The sequence below is a fragment of the Actinoallomurus iriomotensis genome (genome assembly GCF_030269445.1).
Taxonomy (GTDB): domain Bacteria; phylum Actinomycetota; class Actinomycetes; order Streptosporangiales; family Streptosporangiaceae; genus Actinoallomurus; species Actinoallomurus iriomotensis.
Genome location: NZ_BSTJ01000010.1, coordinates 30987 through 51324, shown reverse-complemented (window position 1 = coordinate 51324; position 20338 = coordinate 30987). Strand labels below are relative to the sequence as shown.

The window sequence follows — 20338 nt, the reverse complement described above, 5'->3', positions numbered from 1 at the left end:
ACGAAGTCTGCCTAGCGTGTCAATGCCCCTGGTGACCTCGGAATACGCACGGGAGCGTCAGCTGTGACCACGCGGAATCCGGCCGTTCTCGTGCTGGAAGGCGACGTCCCGCCGCCCCGGTTGGCCGCCATCGGACGGCTCGCCGACGTCCGGCGCACCCGCGCGGACGGCCTGGCGGACGCACTGCCGGGCGCCGAGGTGCTCTTCCTGTGGGACTTCTGGTCCGACGCCGTCGCCGCCGCGTGGCCGCACGCCGACGCGCTCCGGTGGGTGCACATCGCCAGCGCCGGCGTCGACCGGCTGCTGTTCCCCGGCCTCGTCGAGAGCGACGTCGTGGTCACCAACTCGCGGGGCGTCTTCGACGAGCCGATCGCCGAGTACGTCCTGGGCGTGGTCCTCAGCTTCGCCAAGGACCTGCACACCACGGTGCGTCTGCAGGACCGGCGTGAGTGGCGGCACCGCGAGACCGAGCGGATCACCGGCGCCCGCGTCCTGGTCGTCGGCACCGGCCCGATCGGCCGGGCCATCGGGCGCCGCCTGTCCGCCGTCGGCATGGCGGTCTCCGGCCTCGGCCGCACCGGCCGTACGGGCGACCCGGACCTGGGTGAGGTACGGCCGTTCGGCGAGCTGCACCGGGCACTCGCCGACGCCGACTACGTCGTGCTCGCCGCGCCGCTCACCGACCTCACCCGCGACATGATCGACGCCGGCGCGCTGGCCCGGATGCGGCCCTCCGCCCGGCTCATCAACGTCGGCCGCGGCGGACTCGTGGTGGAGAAGGCACTGGTCGACGCGCTGTCCGAGGGCCGCATCGCCGGAGCCGCGCTGGACGTGTTCGCCACCGAGCCGCTGGCGGAGTCCTCGCCGCTCTGGACCCTGCCGAACGTCCTGGTCTCCCCGCACATGTCGGGCGACACGATCGGCTGGCGCGACGAGCTGTCCGGGCTCTTCCTCGACAACCTGGGCCGCTACCGGGACGGACGTCCGCTGGTGAATGTGGTCGACAAGAAGCTGGGTTACGTCACGAGAGGGACCTGATGGCCGAGATCGCGTACCTCACCGCGAGCGAGATGCTGGCCGCCTTCCGCGCCGGGAGCCTGTCTCCGGTCGAGGCCACGTCCGCCGTCCTGGCGCGGATCGCCGAGGCCGATCCGTCGGTCAACGCGTTCTGCCTCGTCACCGCCGACGAGGCCCTCGACGCGGCGCGCGCGTCGGAGGAGCGCTGGCGGCGCGGCGAGCCGCTCGGGCTGCTCGACGGCGTCCCCGTCTCGGTCAAGGACGTCCTGCTGACCCGCGGCCATCCGACGCTCCGCGGCTCGCGCACGATCGCGCCGGACGGTCCGTGGCCGGACGACTCCCCCGCCGTCGCGCGCGTGCGCGAGCACGGCGGCGTGATCGTCGGCAAGACCACGACGCCCGAGCTCGGCTGGAAGGGCGTCACGGACAATCCGCTGACCGGGGTCACCCGCAACCCGTGGGACACCTCGCGGACACCGGGCGGCTCCAGCGGAGGCGCCTCCGCGGCGGTCGCCCTGGGCATGGCGCCGCTCGCCCTGGGCACCGACGGGGGCGGTTCGGTGCGCATTCCCGCCGGCTTCACGGGCGTCTTCGCGCACAAGCCCACGTACGGGCGGGTGCCGCACTTCCCGGCGAGCCCGTTCGGCACGCTCGCGCACGTGGGCCCGATCGCCTGGAGCGTCGCCGACGCCGAGCTGCTGCTCGAGGTCATCTCGGGGCCCGACAGCCGCGACTGGTCCGCGCTGCCGCCGTCGGTCCCGGCCGCGCCGGTCGACGTGCGAGGCCTGCGGATCGCGTTCAGCCCGACACTCGGGTACGCGCCGGTGGACGCCGAGGTGGCGGCCGCCGTCGAGAAGGCGGCCGCGGTCTTCACCGACCTCGGCGCGCGGGTGGAGCAGGCCGACCCGGGCTTCGCCGACCCCGTGGAGGCCTTCCACGTCCTGTGGTTCGCCGGCGCCGCCAAGTCGGTGGAGTCGCTCACCCCCGCACGGCGCGAGCTGCTCGACCCGGGCCTGCGGGAGATCTCCGAGCAGGGCGCGCGGCACTCCGCGCTCGACTACCTCACGGCGACCGCGTGCCGGATGGAGCTGGGCCGCCTGATGGGCGCCTTCCACGAGGACTACGATCTGCTGCTCACCCCGACGCTGCCCATCCCGGCGTTCGAGGCCGGCCGTGAGGTGCCGCCGGACTGGCCGTCGCCCCGGTGGACGAGCTGGACGCCGTTCACCTACCCGTTCAACATGACCCAGCAGCCGGCGGCCAGCGTGCCGTGCGGCTTCACCTCGGCCGGCCTGCCGGTGGGCCTGCAGGTCGTGGGCCCGCGCCACGCGGACGCCCGCGTCCTGGCGGCCTGCCGTGCCTTCGAGCAGGCCCGCCCCTGGCACGACCGCCGCCCGGGCGCCGGCGATTCTCCCCAATGAACCATTTGTTGCCTCACACCTCCTAAAGCTGGGCTCAGCAGGTCCAGACCCCTAATATGAGGGCGCAACAGTCAGGTGCGGCCGCTGAAGGGGACGACGTGATGGAGATCGCGGACCGGGCATCAGGCCCTGAACAGCCGCCCGCCCCGGACGCCGTGCCGCACTCCCCGCTCGGCGGATCGTCCGGCCGCGAGGCGAACCCCGCGTCACGGGCCGTCCGTGCCGCCGGCGTGCGTGGAGGCATCGCCGACAGGCACTAGGCGTGGTACGACGAGGCGGGCCGCCCTCGACGCGCACACGGTCGAGGGCTCGGATAAGGAGCGAAGAATGCCGGACACGTGGGTCGTCGTGGGCCTGGACAACGGGGGCACCTGCAACAACGCGACGGTGCTCGACTCGTCGGGGAAGTTCCTCGTCGACCGGCTGGTGGAGATCCCCAGCCGCGTCACCGAGGGCCCAGAGATCGCGGTCGGCGCCCTGGCCGAGGCCCTGGACGGCATCCTGGCCCTCACCGGTGTCGAGCGGTCGCGGGTCCGCGCCGTCGGCCTGGACACCCCGGGCCCGGCCAGCGCCGACGGCGTGATCTCCTCCAAGGGCGCGACGAACTTCCCGCAGCCGGCCTGGTGGGGCTTTGACGTCCGTACGGCGCTGGAGGAGCGGCTCGGCCTGCCGGTCGTCTACAACAACGACGGGAACGCCGCCGCTCTCTACGCCCACCACGCCCACTTCGGCACGGAGGCCGCGAAGCACTCCTCGATCTCGGCCATCGTCGGCACCGGCCTGGGCGGCGGCGTGATCGAGTCCGGCCAGGTCGTACGCGGGGCGGCCGGCATGGCGGGCGAGCTCGGGCACGTGCACATCCCGATGCAGGGGCTGCTGGATGAGGGACAGCCGCTGCCGATGTGCAACTGCGGGTTCGGCGCCGACGCCGAGAGCGTCGCCTCCCTGACCGGCATCGCCGCGAACCTCCTCCCGTACTGGCTGACCCGCTTCCCCGGGCACGAGTTGGCGAGCGTGCCGGTCCTGGAGGCCGCCAAGCTCGTCCGTTCCCTCGGCGAGGACGGCGACCCTCTCGCGCTGAAGATCTTCGAGCAGCAGGCGATGGCGCTGGGCCGGCTCTTCACGATCGCGGCCAACTTCACCGACCCGAGCGCGTACTTCATCGGCGGCGGCGTGGTCGAGACGGGCCCGAAGTTCCGCGAGTGGTTCCTGGACAAGGTGCGCGAGCACACCGTCCTGCGGGAGGAACAGCAGCGGGTCGCGTCGTTCGCCCTGGTCCCCGACCTGGACATGGCCGGCGCCCGGGGGGCCGCGATCGCCGCCCGCGACGCCTCCGCGCCGTGACCCCGCCGCGGCCGCACGGGCCCATGCGCGTCAACCGCTCATCGGAGCTGGAGTGGAGCGGTGTCCAAACGTTCATGAAGGCCCCGGTGTGCCTGACCCCGGAGGACCTGCGGGCCGGCAACGTGGACGTCGCGGTCGGCGGCGTGCCGTGGGACGGTACGGCGTCCGGCCTCAGCGGCACCCGCCTGGGCCCCCGCGCGATCCGGCAGGGCGACTACATCTCCGGGTCGCGGCACATCACCCACCTCGGCGTCCGGGTGAACCCGCTGGACCACCTCGTCCTGGCCGACTACGGCGACGCCGAGGTGCTGATCGGCGACGTGGAGGGCACGTACGAGAACGTCCGCGCGTTCGTCGCCGAGATCCTCGCCGGCGGCGCGATCCCGATCATCCTCGGCGGCGACCACGGGGTCACCTGGCCCGCCGCCACGGCGGTGGCCGACGCGTACGGGCACGGCAAGGTCGGCATCGTGCACTTCGACGCCCACGCCGACACCGCCCCGGACATGCAGGGCTCGCTGTACGGCCACGGCACGCCGATGCGGCGGCTGATCGAGAGCGGCGCGGTGCCCGGCCGCAACTTCGTGCAGGTGGGGCTGCGGGGATACTGGCCCGAGCCGCCCGTCCTGGAGTGGATGGAGTCTCACGAGCTCCGGACGCATTTCATGGCCGAGATCCACCTCGACGGCTTCGGTGCGGTGCTCGAACGCGCGGTCGACGAGGCACTGGACTCCGCCGACCACCTGTACATCTCGCTCGACGTGGACGTCGCCGACCCCGCGTACGCCCCGGGCACCGGAACGCCCGAACCGGGCGGCCTGACGAGCGCCGAGGTGCTGTGGGCGATCCGGCGCCTGGCGGCCGAGGTGGGAATGGTCGGCATGGACGTGGTGGAGGTCAGCCCACCGTACGACGTGGGCCCGGACATCACGGCCCTCCTGGCCCGGCGCGCGGTGATGGAGGCGCTGACGGGCACGGCCATGCGACGGATCGGCCTGACCGAACCGGACTACTTGGACCCGCGCTCGACGGGCCCCGGCGAAAGCCGCACGTACCGGACACCGGAGGGTCCCTGACCGGTGAGGGAACCTTTGAGCGCGGGCCTGAAAACCCCCGGCTTAGTGAACGACGCGCCGATCATCGAACGACCGCTCGCCGCGCGCGGCCCCGGCACAGCGGCCCCACGACCGTCCCGCTCACCGAACCAGGACCCGACGGCCCCCCGCTTCGCGGCACGCGGCGCGTACGGTCCCGGCAACCTGGCCCCGGCACTCCCCCGGCCTGCGGAACGGGTGCTCGGCACGTACGGTCCCGGCACCCCGGAGCCACGGCGGCCCGGCCCGAGGAACCAGGGCCAGGCACGCTCCCGGCCTGCGGAACAAGCACTCGGCGCGCACGGCCACGGCGGAGCGGATGCACGATCGACCCGCCCGGCGAGCCATCACGCGGCACGCCCCCACCCTGCTGAACAGGCGGTCGGCGCCCACGGCCACGATGCCGTGGAACCGCCGCCGTTCCGCCCGACCAGCCGGCGGCGCCCTGCCAGACAGGCGCACGGCCGCGGCACGGCGGATGCGCGATCGCCCCGCCCGGCGCGAGGCGGCGGGCCGCGCGTCTCCCCGGCGGTGGGTTCGTCGTCGCCCGGCCCCGTCCGGTCGCGCGGTGGTAGGCCTCGCCGGTGCCGGGGTGATCCGGGGCCGGCGGACGGTGTGGCCCGTGCCGGCCGCCGGACTCGGCCAGGGGCCTGCTCCACACCGGCCGGAGCCGGTCCCGATATTTACTTCACTTAATCGATTGACAAAGCGGGGAATCCAGCCACAACCTTGAGGGGTGAGCCATGACGTTCGCCTGACGGTGCGCCTGCATGTCGACCTTCGCCTGCAGGCCAGCGCTCTGTGCGTGCCCTCCTCGCCCCGCCGCTAGATCTCCCGCCTGGCAGGAAGAGGATTCGTCATGACCCAGCACCGGTCACAGAACCGGGCTTCGCGCCATCTCGTCGACCTGGACGCCCGCTACCGCGAGCGTCTCCACCGCGGCCACGCTCTCGCCCCGGCGGAGACGGTCCCCGCGGACGGCACGCTCCTGGACGTGGTCCCGCTCCCCGACACGGGGAAGGTCCTGATGATCGTGGCCCACGTCGTCCCCGCCTCGGCCGCGTTGCCGGGCGCGTTTCCCGCGGTCCCGGCCGACACCCGGCCCGCCTGCCCTCCGGCGCCCCCGCAGACGACGGTCGGCGCCCCCGCCGGCGCGACGAGTACGGATGACGCCCCGGCCGACGGCGCGCACGTTCCCGGCGAAAGCCAGACGCTTCTCACGGACGACGCCTCGACGTCCGCCGAAGGCCATGTTCCGGTGCCGCCGATGACGGACGAGACACGGCGGGACACCGCCCCGCTGACCGTCGCGGGAGGGTCCCCCCTGCCGGCTTCCGGGGTACGTGCCCGGCCCTCATCCGGCCCGGCGAAAGAGACCTCGCCTGATCCCACCGGCCAGGCGTCCCCACCATCGGACTCTCCGGGACGGAAGGGGCCGTGGGCGGATCCGGGCGGGACGGAGCCCGTACGAGATGACGACGCGCCGCCGCAGGCCCTGCGCATCGACCAGCGCTCCCGGCGCGTCTGGGTAGGGGGCCGGGAGATCGGCCTGACCTACCAGGAGTTCGAACTGCTGGTGCACTTCACGAAGCATCCGTGGCAGGTCTTCAGCCGGGCCGAGCTCATGCAGGCGCTCTGGCCGGCGGCGGACGCCGCGACCAGGACGGTCGACGTGCACGTCCACCGCCTCCGCCGCAAGCTCGGCAGCGCGGGCTCCCAGCTCGCGACCGTACGGCGAGTGGGCTACACCTACCGGCCCCACCTGGTGAACAGGAGCGGTCTCGCCCAGGCCGGCGAGTGACCGGCCCTGCCCGAAAAGCGGTCGATCGCCGGTACGGCGACGATCTACGATGCGGACGATGAGCAGCAGACTGCGTGAGGTCGCGGCGGTGAACGCGCGGATCGTCGCCGACGGCGCGTACACCGCCGAGAACGGTACGCGCGTCGTCGTACGGCCCGCCCTCGACGCGGCGATCCGCGGCACGGTGAGCCATCCCCCGGAGGGCGCGCTGTCCGTACCCACGGGAACTCACCGCACGGCGTTCGAGGTGACCGCGGAGGGCAGCCTGGGCGCGGCGCGGCGGTTGCATCTCGCCGGCGGCGGGCGGATCGCCGTGCTGAACTTCGCCTCCGCGCGGAACCCGGGAGGCGGATACCTCGGCGGCGCCCGGGCGCAGGAGGAGGACCTGTGCCGTACCGCGCTGTTGCATCCCTGCCTGCTCCAGGCCCCCGATTACTACGCCGCGCACCGCGCCTCGTCCGACCTGCTCTACAGCGACCGCGTCATCTGGTCCCCCGACGTCCCGGTGCACCGGGGCGGCGACGGACGGCTGCTCGCCGAGCCGTACCCCGTGTCGTTCCTGACCTCGCCCGCGCCGAACGCCGGCGAGGTACTGCGACGCGACCCCGCCGCGGGCGACACGATCCGGCGCACCCTTCACCGGCGCGCGGAGCGGGTGCTGGCGGTGGCCGCTCACCACGGCGCCCACCGGCTGGTCCTCGGCGCGTGGGGCTGCGGAGTGTTCCGCAACGACCCGCACGATGTCGCGGGCGCCTTCCACGCGCATCTGACGGCCGGCGGCGCCTTCTCGTCCGCCTTCGAGCAGGTGGTCTTCGCCGTCTGGGACCGCTCACCCGTCTCCGCGAACCGCGCCGCGTTCGCCGAACGCTTCACCCCCGCGACCGACCCCGCCTGAGCGGCGTCCTGACCGCGAGCGGGTGACAGCCGTCATCCGGAACCGCCCACCCCATCTCCGCGAGCCGCGTCCCGTTCCCCGAACGCCTCACCCCCACGACCGACCCCGCCTGAGCGACGTCCCCACCACGAGCGAACGACAACCGCCATCCCGAACCGCCCACCCCATCTCCGCGAACCGCGCCCCGTTCCCCGAACGCCTCACCCCCACGACCGACCCCGCCTGAGCGACGTCCCCACCACGAGCGAACGGCAGCCGCCATCCCGAACCGCTCACCCGCGCCGCGCCTCCGCGGGGCGCCTGAACGCACCCGCCTCGCGGGCCTGGCGACGGTGACATCGGGGCCGGCTTCGCGGGCCGGACACGTTGACGCGCGAGTTATCCACAGGCGCTCCACGGCCATCGACGTGCCGGTCTCCGGCAGCCCATCATGGCGAACATGCCCAGCGGCGGGCCCTCCCTTTCACCGGAGTGAGCGGGCCCGCCGCCGGGCTCCACCATCGGCATCGCGAAGGGGTCGACTATGCACGGGGGCCTGCCCTTCATCGGGTTCAGCACCATCGTCTACGGGGTCGTCGGGCTGGCCGTGGCCGCCGGCGGCGCGGTCACGAGGTTCCGGAGGCACAAGTGACCGCGACACTGACCGTGATCGTCCCGGCCCACAACGAGGAGGCGGGCCTGCCCGCGACCCTGGAGGCGATCCGCCGCCAGACGGTCCCGCCGGACAAGGTCGTGGTCGTCGACGACGGCTCGACCGACCGGACGGGCGAGGTCGCCGCGGCGTACGGGGCGACCGTGCTGAGACCGCCGCACAACCTGGGCAGCAAGGCCAAAGCGCAGAACCACGCGCTGCCCGCGTGCGACACCGACCTCGTCCTGGCCGTCGACGCGGACACCGTGCTCGCCCCGGACTACATCGAAAAGATCAAACCGGCCTTCGACGATCCGGAGGTCGTCGTCGCGGCCGGCAACGTGCAGACCCGCTTCACCCGCACCGTCTGGGAGCGCGGCCGCTCCATCGAATACCTCTTCGGCTTCCACTGGAACCGCCCGATCCAGAACGGCGCGAACAGCCCGGTCGTCTGCTCGGGCTGCTGTTCGGCCTTCCGCCGGGCGACGCTGACCGGCTTCGGCGGCTTCCCCGAGCGCACCATCGTCGAGGACATGGACTTCACCTGGTCGATGCAGATCGCCGGCCGGCGCGCGGTGTACGTCGGCGACGCCGTGGCCTGGGCCGCCGACCCGGAGACGCTGACCTACCTCCGCAAGCAGGTGTGGCGGTGGATGGCCGGCTTCTTCCAGAACGTCCGCCTCCACCTCGGCGGCCTGGTGAGACGAAAACCCATGCTCGCGGTCTGGATCGTCCTGGCCCTGGCCGAGATCTTCACCGCGCCTCTGTGGTGGGCGACGCCGTTCGTGCTCACGCTGGGCATGCATCGATCCGTGGGCACCGTCCTGACGTTCTGGCTCGTGCCGGAGCTGCTGTTCACCGTCCCGCCACTGCTGTACGCCGCCAGGCGCCGAAGACTTCCGGTGCTGGGCGTGATGGCCAACGTTCCGTTCGTCTACCTGACGAAGGCCGTCAACATCTACTACGCCTGGAAGGCCCTCATCGTCGAGCTCATCCTCGTCCCCCTGCACCTGTCCCGGGGGCTCGTCATCTACGAGAAAGGCCGCGCCTGAGGCTTCCTCCGTGAAGACGTCCACGGGAAATACTCAGGCGCGGCCGACGAACGGTGACGGGGACGAACGGTGACGGGGCGAGCCCGTCACGCAGCGGCGAGCCCATCAAGCGGCCGCGAGCCCGTCAAGCGGCCGCGAGCCCGTCACGCGGCGGGGCCGTCACGCGGCGGCGAGCTCGTCACGCGCCGAGGGCCTCCGCGCTGACGGGGCCGCCACCCCGCGGCTTAGGCCGCCGCGTGGCGGGAGGACCTACCGCTTCCGCATGACCTCCGGCTCCTGGCGGCGCAGCATCCGCTCCACGAGGAAGATGAGCACCACGGTGAGGACCACCATCATCCCCATGTCCAGCAGCCAGGTGCTGAACTGCTGCTTCCACAGCGGGTCGGGTGATTCCCCGTGCTTGTGCGGCAGCAGGAAGCTGATGTCCAGCGTGCCCGCCATCGCGGCGAACGCCCACCGGGCCGGCACGATCCAGGCGATCTCCTCCAGGACGGCCTTGCCGTCCAGGTGCACGAGGGCTCCACAGAACACGATCTGGACCAGCGTCGTCAGCACCAGGAGCGGCATCGTCATCTCGCTGGTCTTGACGATCGCGGAGATGAGCAGGCCGAGCGTCATCGCGGTGAAGGACAGCAGCGCGACGGCGACGATGAGTTCGGGCATCGGGGAGGTGACCACGCCCTTGTCCCTCATGTTGACGCCGAGCATGGCGACCAAAGTGAGGACGATGCCCTGACCGATCGTGATCACACCGAGCACGAGCAGTTTGGAGGTGAGGTACGCCGATCTGGACAGGCCGACCGCGCGTTCTCGCTGATAGATCGGTCTTTCCTTGACGAGTTCGCGCACCGCGTTGGCGGCGCCGGTGAGACATCCGCCGATGCACAGGATCATCAGGAGGTTGGCCGCGCCGCCCTGCGAGCCCGGGATCTTCGACGTGAGGTCACCGGCCGGGATGACGCGCGCCACCGCGCCCATGATGATCGGCAGCGCCACCGTGATGCCGAGGAACAACGGGTCCGCCGCGATGCTGCGGATGTAGCGCCGGATCAGCGTGCTCAGCTGTTCGGGCCAGCTCTGCGGCTTGGGCGGCGGCTGGTAGCTCACCGGGCCCGCCTGCGCGACCGGCTGGACCAGGTCGGCCGTGACGTACTTCTGATGCGCCGGCGACTGGCGGTAGCGGCCGCCCCAGTCGATCGACGGGTCGTCGAACGCCTGGAAGACGTCGGCCCAGTCGGTGAACCCGAGGAACGGCAGCGCCTCCTTCGGCGGGCCGAAGAACGCGATGCGGCCGCCCGGCGCCATGACGAGCAACCGGTCGCAGATGTCGAGGTTCGCGACGCTGTGGGTGACCACCGCGACCGTGCGGCCGTCGTCGGCGAGGCCGCGCAGCATCTGCATGACCGACTTGTCCAGGCCCGGGTCCAGGCCCGACGTCGGCTCGTCCAGGAACAGCAGCGACGGCTTGGTCAGCAGCTCGAGGGCGACGCTGACGCGCTTGCGCTGGCCGCCGGACAGGGCCGAGATCTTGTTGTCGCGCCGGTGGTCCAGGCCGAGTTCCTTGAGCACCTCGTCGACCCGCGCCTTGCGCTCGTGCTGGCGGGTGTCGTCGGGGAAGCGCAGCTCGGCGGCGTAGATGAGCGCGCGGCGCACGGTGAGCTGGGTGTGCAGGATGTCGTCCTGCGGCACCAGGCCGATGCGCGACCGCAGTTCGGAGTAGTCACGGTAGAGGTCACGGCCGTCGTAGGAGACCGTGCCCTGGTCGGCGGGCCGCAGGCCGGTGAGCGCGCGCAGCAGGGTCGACTTGCCCGAGCCGCTGGGGCCGATGACGGCGACGAGGCACTTCTCCCCGAGCGGGAAGGACACGTGGTCCAGCAGCACCTTGCCCTTGTCGACCGTGACGGTGAGGTCGTGCGCGCTGAAGTTGACCGCGCCCGTGTCGGTGTACTCGGTGAGGACGTCGCCGACCAGGTGGAACGTTGACGGGCCGATGCCGATGATGTCGTTCGGGCCGATGATCGCGCGCTCGACGCGCTGGCCGTTGACGTAGGTGCCACTGCGGCTGCCGACGTCGACGAGCTCGTACGTCCCGCCGGACGACCGCAGCTCGGCGTGCTGGCGCGACACCCGCAGGTCGGCGACGACCATGTCGTTCTCGGGCGCCCGGCCGATGCGCAGGACCTGCTGGCCGCCCAGGTTGCGGACCTTGGTCGGCTCGCGGTACTGCCCGCTCATCGTGGGCATCGGCGCCCGCGGCGGCGGGGTGCCGTGAGTCGGCTGGTAGCCGATCGGATCGGCCTCGTACCCCTGGGCGGCGGGCGGCATGGAGCCGGGACCGCCGAACTGCGTGGCCTGGTCGTACGGAGGCATCGTGCCGGTGCCGCCGCCCTGGGCGGGCTGCTGGTACGGCGGCATCCCGCCCGTGCCGTCACCGTGGGCCGGCTGCTGATACGGCGGCGCCGCCCCCGCGCCCTGGGCGGGCTGCTGGTACGGCGGCATCGTGCCCGTACCTCCCACCTGGGTGGGCTGCTGGTACGGCGGGAGCCCGCCGGTGCCGCCCTGCGCGGGCTGCTGGTACGGCGGCATCCCGCCCGTGCCGTCACCCTGGGCCGGCTGCTGATACGGCGGCATCCCGCCCGTGCCGTCACCGTGGGCCGGCTGCTGATACGGCGGCATCCCGCCCGTGCCGCCGCCCTGCGCGGACTGCTGATAAGGGGGCATCGTGCCCGTGCCGTCACCCTGACCCGGCGGCGAGGCGTACGGCGGGGGCACGGACTGCGGCCCCGACGCGGCGGCCTGGCCGGGGTATCCGGCGGGCGGCTGCTGCGCGGGCGGCGGCGCCTGGCCCTGACCGCCGGGCGGCGGGAACACCTGCCCGGGCGGGTGCGGCGAGAAGCCTCCCTGCGCCGGAGCGGGATGGGCGGCCGGGTCCGTGCCGGGCTCCGCGCGCGTCGCCGACGCGGGCGCGGCGCGGAAGGCGACCGGCACGCCCTGCTCCGGGTGGCCGAGCCGTACCTGGCTCCCCGGCGCCACGACGAGCCGCTGCACCCGCCGGCCGCCGTCGTACGTGCCGTTGGCGCTGCCCGCGTCCTCGAGGATCCACTGACCGCCCTCGAAGCGCAGCACGGCGTGGGTGCGCGAGACCCCGTCGACCGAGACGACGATGTCCGCGCCCGGATCGCGGCCGACGCGGTAGGAACGTCGTGGATCCAGAGCCACTGAAACGCCGTTGCTCTCCACGACAAGCTGAGTCACGAAATCGCCTTTCCCGTCGTCGACCCCGAAGCCCCGTGTGTCGGCGCGTCAAGAGGAGCGCATCACCAGGACCGCCGCTAAAGCGTAGGGCCTGTCACGTAAACGCGGCAATGCTTCGAAAAGTATGCAACTAGCCCCTATCTCCCGGCAGGCGAACACGGATCGTCGCCGAATCGGGCGGACGGGAGTCTCCCGTTGCTTGACCTTCCCTTGGTGCGCGCTTGGATGACGTTGCCCTGGCTTCAAGATCACCTTGGCGCCCGTACGGCGGCGGAACGCAATGCCTCATTCCGCGGTAAGCGTGATGTAGCCGATTTCACAACTCGCTTGATTTGCCCTCTGGGCCGCGATCGTTGATCATTGGCCGAATGTCCCCCGCTCCCCAGCCGCCCCATCGCGGGCTAGCGGAGAGCGCGGCCGGGCTGTGACCGCCACACTGGAGGCGCCACGCCCCGCCGACGCGCTACGGGCACGACCGGTGCGCCACCGGCGGTGGCTGCTGCACCCCGTCGTGGCCGCTACGAGCATTGCCGGAATCCTGCATCTGCTGTGGGCGCTGTTCCTCGCCCGGGGCGGCGGCGACCTCGCCGCCCAGAGCGCGTGGGCCGAGTTCGCCCTGCGGCATCCGGGTTCGGCCTACGACTTCGCGTGGTACGGCGGCATGCACCCCGCCTCGTACAGCGTGATCTCCCCGTACCTGATGGCCCTGCTGGGCGTCCGCACGACCGGCGTGCTCGCGGGCACGCTGTCGGCCGGCCTCTTCGCGCTGATCCTGACGCGCTCGGAGATCCGCCGGCCGCTGCCGCCCGCGCTCTGGGGCGCCTTCTCGATGTCGTGCAACGCCGTGTCCGGCCGGGTGACGTTCGCCCTCGGCGTGTTCTTCGCCCTCGCCGCCATCACGGTGGTGTTCGCGGCACGCGGGCCGCGCGCGCCGCGGGCCGCCGCCATCATCGCGCTCGGCGTGCTGGCGACGCTGGCGAGCCCGGTGGCGGGGCTGTTCCTCGAGGTGGCGGCCGCGGCGCTGTTCCTCACGCGGCGGCGCCGGCCGGCGTACGCCGTGGCGGCCGGGCCGCCGTTCGTCGTCGGCCTGTCGGCGCTGCTGTTCCCGTTCAAGGGCGTGCAGCCGTTCCCGTGGTTCCTCGTCGTGGCGCCGGTGGCGAGCGCCATCGCCCTCGCGCTGTACGCGCCCAAGTCCTGGCGCAACGTCCGCGTCGGCGCGGTGGTGTACGCGGTCGGCACCGTCCTCACCTGGCTGATCCCCTCGCAGGTGGGCAGCAACGTCGACCGACTCGCCCTGCTCTTCGGCGGCGCGGTGATGCTGGCCGCGGCGATGGAACGCAAGATCGCCATCCTGTACGTCGCGTTCGCGGCGACGGTCATCTCCCAGGTGATCCGGCCGGTGTTCGACGTGGTGAACACCGGCTCGCCCGACGGCCACACCGCCGGCGTGCTGTCGGAGCTGCGCAACGTCGGCGCCGACCGCGGCCGGGTCGAGGTCGTGCCCGAGCGCACCCACCTGGAGTCGTCGGAGTTCGCCCCGGTGGTGAACCTGGCGCGCGGCTGGAACCGCCAGGCCGACGTCGACCGCAACCCGCTCTTCTACGACGGCACCCTCACGCCCGAGACCTACCACGCCTGGCTCAGGAAGTGGGCCGTGCGCTACGTGGTGCTGTCGGACTCCACGCCCGACTGGCAGGCGATGGAGGAGGCTCGCATCGTCGCGGGCGGGCAGCCGTGGCTGAAGCAGATCTGGCACGACGCGAACTGGCGCCTGTACGAGCTGTCCGACCCCGAGCCACTGGCCGATCCGCCCGCCACCGTCGCCCGCGCCGACGACGGCGAACTCGACATCAACGTGCCGTCCAGCGGCTGGGTGCTCATCCGCGTGCCATGGTCGCCATGGGTCGGCGTACGCGACGGCGGCCCGGGCTGCCTGGCACAGGCCGGCGACTGGACCCGGCTGTACGCCCCGGTCCCCGGCCGCTACCGTCTCGGCGGCAGCTACCAGCTCCCCCGCGGCACCCCCTGCTGAGCGACCACCGGTCGCCAACGACACGACACCGCCCGGACCGTCCTCCAGGTCCGACCCCGGCCGTACGGCCCGATCCCCGGCTCGGCCACAGCCGCCAGCTCCCCTGCGGCACCCCTCTGGAGGCGACGCGGCACCTTCTGCTGAGGGCCTGCCGGTCGCGAGCGGCACGGCACCGACCAGACGGTCTCCAAAGCCAGCCCGGCCGTACGCCCCGCTCCCCGACCACCACCGGCTCGGCCGCCGCCACCGGCTTCCCCGCGGCCCCCTCCGGAGAGACGGCCCAAGCCGTACGCCCCGGTCCACGACCGCCACCGGTTCAACCGCCGCCCGCCAGCTGCCCCGCGGCACCCCCTGCTGGTGGACCACCGGCCGCGAACGGCGCGTCATCGACCGGACCGTCCTCCAGGTCTGGTCCCGGCCGTATGGCCCCGGTCCCCGGCCGTCACCGGCTCGGCCACGGTCACCAGCTCCCCCTGCTGGGAGACCACCGGCCGCGAACCACACGACACCGACCGGACGGTCCCCAGAGCCCGCCCGAGCCCGCTCGACGGCAGTCACCAACTCCCGGCGGCACCGCCTGCTGACGGATCGCCGGTCGCGAACGGCACGGCACCGACCGGACGGTCCACAGAGGCGGCCCCGGCCGTACGGCTCCATTCCCTGGCGGCTCGGCGGCGGTTGCCCCCTGCAACACCCCTCCGGGGAGACCGCCCGTCACCGGCGGCGTGGCACCACCGGACGGTCTCCAAAGGCGGCCCCGGCCGTACGCCCCGGTCCCCGGCCGCTACCGGTTCGGCCGCGGTTCCCGTTCTCCTACGGCGCCGCTGAGAAACCACCCGGCGCGAGCGGCGTGGCGGTGTGTCTTCAGGTCAGGAGGTCTTGCCCTCGCCGGTGAAGGAGCGCAGGCGCGTGCGGCGGAGCCAGACCACGGCGCGGTTCATGGGGCCCTCGAACAGCACGTAGCCGATCAGCGTCACGGTGACGCCGACGACCGTGCCGCCGGCGATGTCATCCGGCGCCGCACCGGCGAGCGTCAGGGCGGCGGCCACGACCAGCCATCCGCCGGACGCCGCCAGGCCGAACCGGCGGCCCGCGAGGAACAGTCCGGCGGCCGTGGCCGCCGCCAGCGCGGCGTGGTCGCTCGGCGCCGGCAGGTCCGAGGAGTGCACCACCAGGCCGTGGAAGGCGGTCCAGTGAACGGTGGGCATCCGCTCGACCGGCTCGTTCGCCGCCACCGCGGCGATGGCGCCGATGGGCGCCCAGAGCGCGGCGGCCATGACCCCGGCCCGCTCCCGCCGCGCCGCCCACCACGCCCAGCAGAGCAGGGCCGCGAACAGCACCGGGTCCGCCTTCGCGCACGCCACGGCCGCGGTGTGCAGCCAAGGTGCGACGGCCAGATGATCGCTGAGCATGGTTCTCCGCCTCGATGAGATGGGTCGCGGGCCGGTGTTCCCGGCCGATGATCGTCGACGGCCACTGTAGGGATCGGATGGTGAGCGCGGGGTTATCGCGCCGAATCGCCCGCATACCGTGGCGTGTCGCGGTCGCGCCGACGGTCTGATGCCTCGTTGATGTGCGGCCGCGCGGTGCCGGCAGACCCCGACCTGACGGCGCGCACCCGTACGGCCAGGCCGCACGGCAGGCAGCGGGCGGCTGGGCGGCGGATGGCGGGCGGGCGGGCGGACGGTGCAGCGGGCAGCGGGCAGCGGGCAGCGGGCAGCGGATGGGCGACGCAGCGTGCGGCGTGCGGACGGTGCAGCAGGCAGCAGGTAGCAGGTAGCAGGTAGCAGGTAGCAGGTAGCAGGTAGCAGGTAGCAGGTAGCAGGTAGCAGGTAGCAGGTAGCAGGTAGCAGGTAGCAGGTGCGTACGGTTCCTTGTCGCGGACGCCTCGGCGGACACGCCGGACCTTGACCTACTCGATACGCGGAAATGACAGCGACCCTACAATCTGTAGGGTGAACCCCCGTGACCGGTACGGCAGGCACCTGACCCACCCCGGCCTCCCCCTGATCCTGGTCGCCACGCTGTACGCGGCCGCGCAGGTCGTCGCCGTCACGACGCGCATCGGGCTCGGCTGGGACGAGAGCGTGTACGTCAGCCAGGTCAGCCCGCACGTGCCGACGGCGTTCTTCAGCGCTCCTCGGGCCCGCGGCATCACCCTGCTGGTCGCTCCGATCGTCGGGCTGACCTCCTCGCTGACCGGGCTGCGTCTCTACATGACCGTGCTGTCCTCGGCCGGGCTCGTCGTCGCGTACTGGCCCTGGACCCGCCTGCTGCGGCCGGTCACCGTGGCGCTGGCCGCGCTGCTGCTCACCGTCCTGTGGGTGACGCAGTTCTACGGCAACGAGGTGATGCCCAACGTCTACGTCGCGTACGGGGCGGTGGCGGCCGTGGGCTGGTTCGCGCACACGATTCGCGGCACGAACCGGCTCGCGCCGGTCTGGCTCGTGCTGAGTCTGGCGTTCGTCGCGCTCATGCGGCCGGGTGACGCTGCGTGGCTCGTGCTTCCGCTGCTCGGCGCGGTCGCGTTCGCGCCGAGGCGGCGGCGCATCGCGCTGGCGGCGGTGGTCGCCGGGCCGGTGGCCGGTTCCGCCCAGTGGATCGTCGAGGCGTACACCCGGTTCGGCGGGCCGCTGAAGCGGCTGCGGGCGTCGAGCCGCACCGAGGGCGGCCTCGGCTGGCATCCCGAGGGCGTCCGGATGGAGTTGCACGCGCTCAACGACCGGCTGCTGTGCCGCCCCTGCACCGGCGCGACCTGGCACGTGGCGCCGTTCGCGGCCTGGTGGCCGCTCATGCCCGCGCTCGCGGCCGCCGGGCTCGTGCTCGCGGCGCGCGGCGGGCGCGGGCGGCTGGTCGCGTTGCCCGCCGTCTGCGGCGCCGTGATCGGCGTGTCCTATCTGCTGCTCGTCGGGTACGCCGCGCCGCGCTTCCTCATCCCGGCGTACGCGCTGCTGGCCATCCCCGCGGCGGAGCTCGTACGCGGTGCGGCGACGCTGGGCCAGGGGCGCTGGCGGCTCGTGACGGCCGGCCTGGTCGCGGTGGGTCTGGCCGTGCACGCGGGCGGCCAGCAGATCGTTCTCGGCCGCATGGTCCGCACCCAGCACAAGGCACGCCAGGACTACGGCGTCATCGCCGGAGAACTGCGCGGCCTCGGCGTACGGGCCCCGTGCACGCTGGCGGGCGAGCAGGCCCCCGTGCTCGCGTTCTACGCCGGCTGCCGATCGATGCAGATCGCCGGGAACGACGCGTCCACGAGCGTGTCCGGCCTGCTGGCCCAGGCGGACGTCACCCGCCTGGCCGTCGTGGAGCACACCAACCCACGCCCGCGCTACACCCGTGGGTGGCACCACTACACCTTCAGCACGCCGACCGGCCGTACGTGGCGCGTCTTCCTGCCGCCACGCCCACCCGCCGCCCCGCGAAGCTAGGGCCTGTCTCGAAGCCCCGCGGTCCTACCGCACGGCGTGCAGGCGACGCCTCGCCGCGGGGAAGAGCCGCCGGCCGGCACCGGGCCGACTTCCTTCTCCGCCCTGCGACGCGACGCCTGGACACCGCTCGACACGGACGGGGACGGCGAGACAGACCCTGGCGCCGCGGCCACGCACCGGGCTGCGGCCGGTGGAGTGACACGGCCACGCCTCCGCGATGGCCGTCGTCCCACGCACCGTCGAGATCGGCGGGTGCCGGCCAGGCGTCCTGCGATCCCGGCGTGATCTGCCGGTCGCCCTCATCACGGCGACGCGAGACAGGCCCCTAGGCCTGCGGTGGCCCGCCTCGCCCGCACCCTGCGGGCGGCGAGGAGTCGCTCGCCTCACGTTGAGGATCCACCAACGTCGGGAAAGAGTGAACACCGCGCCAGGGAGGCGTCAGCCCGCGAGAAGGCGGCGGAGCATCTCCTCGTCGTCCGGGCCGAGGCCGGTGACGAACCGTTGCAGCACCGCGGCGCGGTCGGATTCGCGGCGCAGGGCCTCGTGCATGACCTGGGCCGCGTGCTCGGTGGCGTCCTTGGCGGGCAGGTAGGCGCCGCGCCTGCCCTCGGCGTCGCGGACGACGAGCCCCTTGTCCCAGAGGCGTTTCAGGATGGTGTGCACCGTGTTGTAAGCCAGCTCGCCGTCGCCGATCCGTGTCTGGACCTCGGATGGCGTCAGCGGCCGATCGGTCGCCCGCAGAGCGTGGAGGACCTCTTCTTCGAGCTGCCCGGCACCTCGGCGTCCTCCGGCCATATGGTCACTTTACCGGTGATACATCCGGATATGCGGGTACATGCTTGTCCCGATTCTTCCCCTTTCGCCGTACCGGCCGGACGCCCGGCGGCGGAAGGGCCGTGACCCAATCGTTCCCCCCGTCACCGGCGCGGCTGTACTATCTGGGTAGTAGTGCAGTCGCGATACACGGGAGCGGTGGACGGACACGTGCGAATGCCGCGGTACGGGCCGACAGTCGCCACGAGAGCGACGACATCGTCAACGACCCGCCGAGGAGCCCGCAGTCCAATCGGCACCGGTTCGAAGACCACCGAACAGTCGCCTCACTCGACGCCGCGGACAGCGCATGATCGCGGCCGGCCCACCGGTCCGCTGAGCGCCTGCGGCCACTGACGCCTCGTCACCCGGCCACTACCGGTCCAGGTGCCCGTTCTTCATCTCGTGTTTCACCGGTGTCGATCCACTAAGGGAACATTAGAGTCCATGAGTCGAAGCGCCCTCGTACGGCAGCCGCCGTCTGATCTCGTGACGATTCAGGCCGACGGGTCCGTCGGCGCACGAGGTCCGGTCCGCGTGCGGCTCGTCGCGGTGCTGCTGCTGGCCGCGCTGGCCATCGGGCTCACCGGGGCGGGGCTCGCCGACGTCGACGTCGCGGGCGGGCTGTGGGACGGGGCGGACTGGGTCTCCCAGGGCGCCGCGCGGATCCGCTGGGGACTCGTCCCCCTGATCGCGGCTCTCACCGCGTTGCACTATCTGACCTCGGCACTCGGCGTACGAGCGACCGCCTCCGGCGCCTCCGAGTCCGCGCGGCCGGACCGGCTCGGCGTCTGGGAGATCACCGGCGCGCAGTTCGCCGGGGCCGCGGCGAACCGGCTCGCGCCCGCCGGGCTGGGCACTGCGGCCGTCACCTGCCGTTACCTGACCCGGCGCGGCCTGCCGGCCTGCGCGGCGACCACGACGGTGGCCGTCGTCGGGCTGGTCCGCGGGCTGACCAAGCTCGCGCTGGTCACGCTGGCGATCGCACTGTGGAGCGGCCTGGGCCAGGCCCTGCGGCCCGTCGGCAACGTCAGCCGCCTCGCCGCGCGCCACTCCGGCATGCTGGTGCCCGCGGCGATCGTCGCGGGCGTGGCCGTGTGCGCGCTGGTCGCCACCGCGCTGGTCTGGCGGCGCCGGCAGACGCGGTTCCGGCTCGGAGAGGCGCTCGCCGGCGTCGGGCACTCCGTCCGTCACCTGCTGCGGCGGCCCCGCTGCCTGCTGACGCTGGTGGCGGCCGCGACGCTGGCAGACCTGGCGCTCGCCCTGGCCTTCGCGATGAGCGTCATGGCCGTGCCCGGCGTCCCGACGGGGTCGGTCGGCTCACTGATCGCGCTGTACCTCCTCGGCGCGACGGCGGGTGCCGCCGTCCCCACGCCGGCCGGTGTGGGGTCGACGGAGGCGGCGCTCATCGCCGCGCTGGCCACCGTGCACATCCCGGCCGCCCAGGCCGCGACCGGCGTGCTGCTGTTCCGGGTCATGACGTTCTGGGCCCCGGTGCCGGCGGGCGTGCTGAGCACGCGCTGGCTCCGCCGCCGCGGCGGCCTCTGACCGCGCG

13 protein-coding genes are annotated in these 20338 nt (G+C 73.0%); 10 read left to right on the top strand and 3 right to left on the bottom strand.

What is annotated here, in order from left to right; all coding sequences use genetic code 11:
* The first annotated feature begins 63 nt into the window (after positions 1-63).
* From QSK37_RS35345 to QSK37_RS35315, 7 genes are all read left to right on the top strand, one after another.
* The gene (locus tag QSK37_RS35345) at positions 64-1038 is read left to right on the top strand and encodes a D-2-hydroxyacid dehydrogenase (RefSeq protein ID WP_285629678.1); all 975 of its coding nucleotides are present in this window, start codon (positions 64-66) and stop codon (positions 1036-1038) included.
* Positions 1038-2438 (top strand): amidase, encoded by a 1401-nt coding sequence (locus tag QSK37_RS35340; protein ID WP_285629677.1) that lies wholly within the window; start codon positions 1038-1040, stop codon positions 2436-2438. The genes QSK37_RS35345 and QSK37_RS35340 overlap by 1 nt, the downstream gene beginning before the upstream one ends.
* Before the next feature lie 327 nt (positions 2439-2765).
* Positions 2766-3782, top strand: coding sequence for an ROK family protein (locus QSK37_RS35335; RefSeq protein WP_285629676.1), 1017 nt, complete (start codon positions 2766-2768; stop codon positions 3780-3782).
* Positions 3783-3856: 74 nt separating this feature from the next.
* Positions 3857-4858: an agmatinase family protein gene (locus tag QSK37_RS35330; protein WP_285629675.1), complete on the top strand. Its 1002-nt coding sequence runs from the start codon at positions 3857-3859 to the stop codon at positions 4856-4858.
* An 877-nt stretch (positions 4859-5735) separates the two neighbouring features.
* On the top strand, positions 5736-6677 hold the full coding sequence (locus QSK37_RS35325; RefSeq protein WP_285629674.1) for a winged helix-turn-helix domain-containing protein: 942 nt from the start codon (positions 5736-5738) through the stop codon (positions 6675-6677).
* 58 nt (positions 6678-6735) lie between these two features.
* Positions 6736-7572 carry a TIGR02452 family protein gene (locus QSK37_RS35320; RefSeq protein ID WP_285629673.1) on the top strand — a complete coding sequence of 279 codons (837 nt, stop codon included), beginning with the start codon at positions 6736-6738 and terminating at the stop codon, positions 7570-7572.
* A gap of 627 nt (positions 7573-8199) precedes the next feature.
* Complete coding sequence (locus QSK37_RS35315; RefSeq protein ID WP_285629672.1) at positions 8200-9255, top strand: glycosyltransferase family 2 protein; 1056 nt, start codon at positions 8200-8202, stop codon at positions 9253-9255.
* Between the two features lie 249 nt (positions 9256-9504).
* On the opposite strand, the gene QSK37_RS35310 is transcribed toward QSK37_RS35315, so the two are convergent.
* Complete coding sequence (locus tag QSK37_RS35310) at positions 9505-12510, bottom strand: FHA domain-containing protein (RefSeq protein ID WP_285629671.1); 3006 nt, start codon at positions 12508-12510, stop codon at positions 9505-9507.
* Positions 12511-12934: 424 nt separating this feature from the next.
* Here QSK37_RS35310 and QSK37_RS35305 point away from each other — a divergent pair, with 424 nt between their 5' ends.
* Entirely contained in the window at positions 12935-14542 is a 1608-nt protein-coding gene (locus tag QSK37_RS35305; RefSeq protein WP_285629670.1) for a DUF8823 domain-containing protein, read from the top strand.
* Positions 14543-15411: 869 nt separating this feature from the next.
* Here the strand turns inward: QSK37_RS35305 and QSK37_RS35300 are convergent.
* Positions 15412-15954 (bottom strand): hypothetical protein, encoded by a 543-nt coding sequence (locus QSK37_RS35300; RefSeq protein ID WP_285629669.1) that lies wholly within the window; start codon positions 15952-15954, stop codon positions 15412-15414.
* A gap of 543 nt (positions 15955-16497) precedes the next feature.
* Between QSK37_RS35300 and QSK37_RS35295 the strand changes: the two genes are divergently transcribed.
* A complete protein-coding gene (locus QSK37_RS35295) occupies positions 16498-17970 on the top strand; it encodes a hypothetical protein (protein WP_285629668.1) in 1473 nt (490 codons plus the stop codon).
* 438 nt (positions 17971-18408) lie between these two features.
* Here the strand turns inward: QSK37_RS35295 and QSK37_RS35290 are convergent, their stop codons facing one another.
* On the bottom strand, positions 18409-18765 hold the full coding sequence (locus tag QSK37_RS35290) for a BlaI/MecI/CopY family transcriptional regulator (RefSeq protein WP_285629667.1): 357 nt from the start codon (positions 18763-18765) through the stop codon (positions 18409-18411).
* Positions 18766-19230: 465 nt separating this feature from the next.
* On the opposite strand from QSK37_RS35290, the gene QSK37_RS35285 reads away from it, so the two are divergent.
* The gene (locus QSK37_RS35285) at positions 19231-20331 is read left to right on the top strand and encodes a lysylphosphatidylglycerol synthase transmembrane domain-containing protein (protein ID WP_285629666.1); all 1101 of its coding nucleotides are present in this window, start codon (positions 19231-19233) and stop codon (positions 20329-20331) included.
* Positions 20332-20338 lie beyond the last annotated feature (7 nt).

Excerpts from the sequence above, each read along its gene's own strand:
- QSK37_RS35340 (WP_285629677.1), top strand. The coding sequence starts at position 1,038 with ATGGCCGAGATCGCGTACCTCACCGCGAGCGAGATGCTGGCCGCCTTC.
- QSK37_RS35335 (WP_285629676.1), top strand. The coding sequence starts at position 2,766 with ATGCCGGACACGTGGGTCGTCGTGGGCCTGGACAACGGGGGCACCTGC.
- QSK37_RS35330 (WP_285629675.1), top strand. The coding sequence starts at position 3,857 with ATGAAGGCCCCGGTGTGCCTGACCCCGGAGGACCTGCGGGCCGGCAAC.
- QSK37_RS35325 (WP_285629674.1), top strand. The coding sequence starts at position 5,736 with ATGACCCAGCACCGGTCACAGAACCGGGCTTCGCGCCATCTCGTCGAC.
- QSK37_RS35320 (WP_285629673.1), top strand. The coding sequence starts at position 6,736 with ATGAGCAGCAGACTGCGTGAGGTCGCGGCGGTGAACGCGCGGATCGTC.
- QSK37_RS35300 (WP_285629669.1), bottom strand. The coding sequence starts at position 15,954 with ATGCTCAGCGATCATCTGGCCGTCGCACCTTGGCTGCACACCGCGGCC.
- QSK37_RS35290 (WP_285629667.1), bottom strand. The coding sequence starts at position 18,765 with ATGGCCGGAGGACGCCGAGGTGCCGGGCAGCTCGAAGAAGAGGTCCTC.
- QSK37_RS35285 (WP_285629666.1), top strand. The coding sequence starts at position 19,231 with ATGAGTCGAAGCGCCCTCGTACGGCAGCCGCCGTCTGATCTCGTGACG.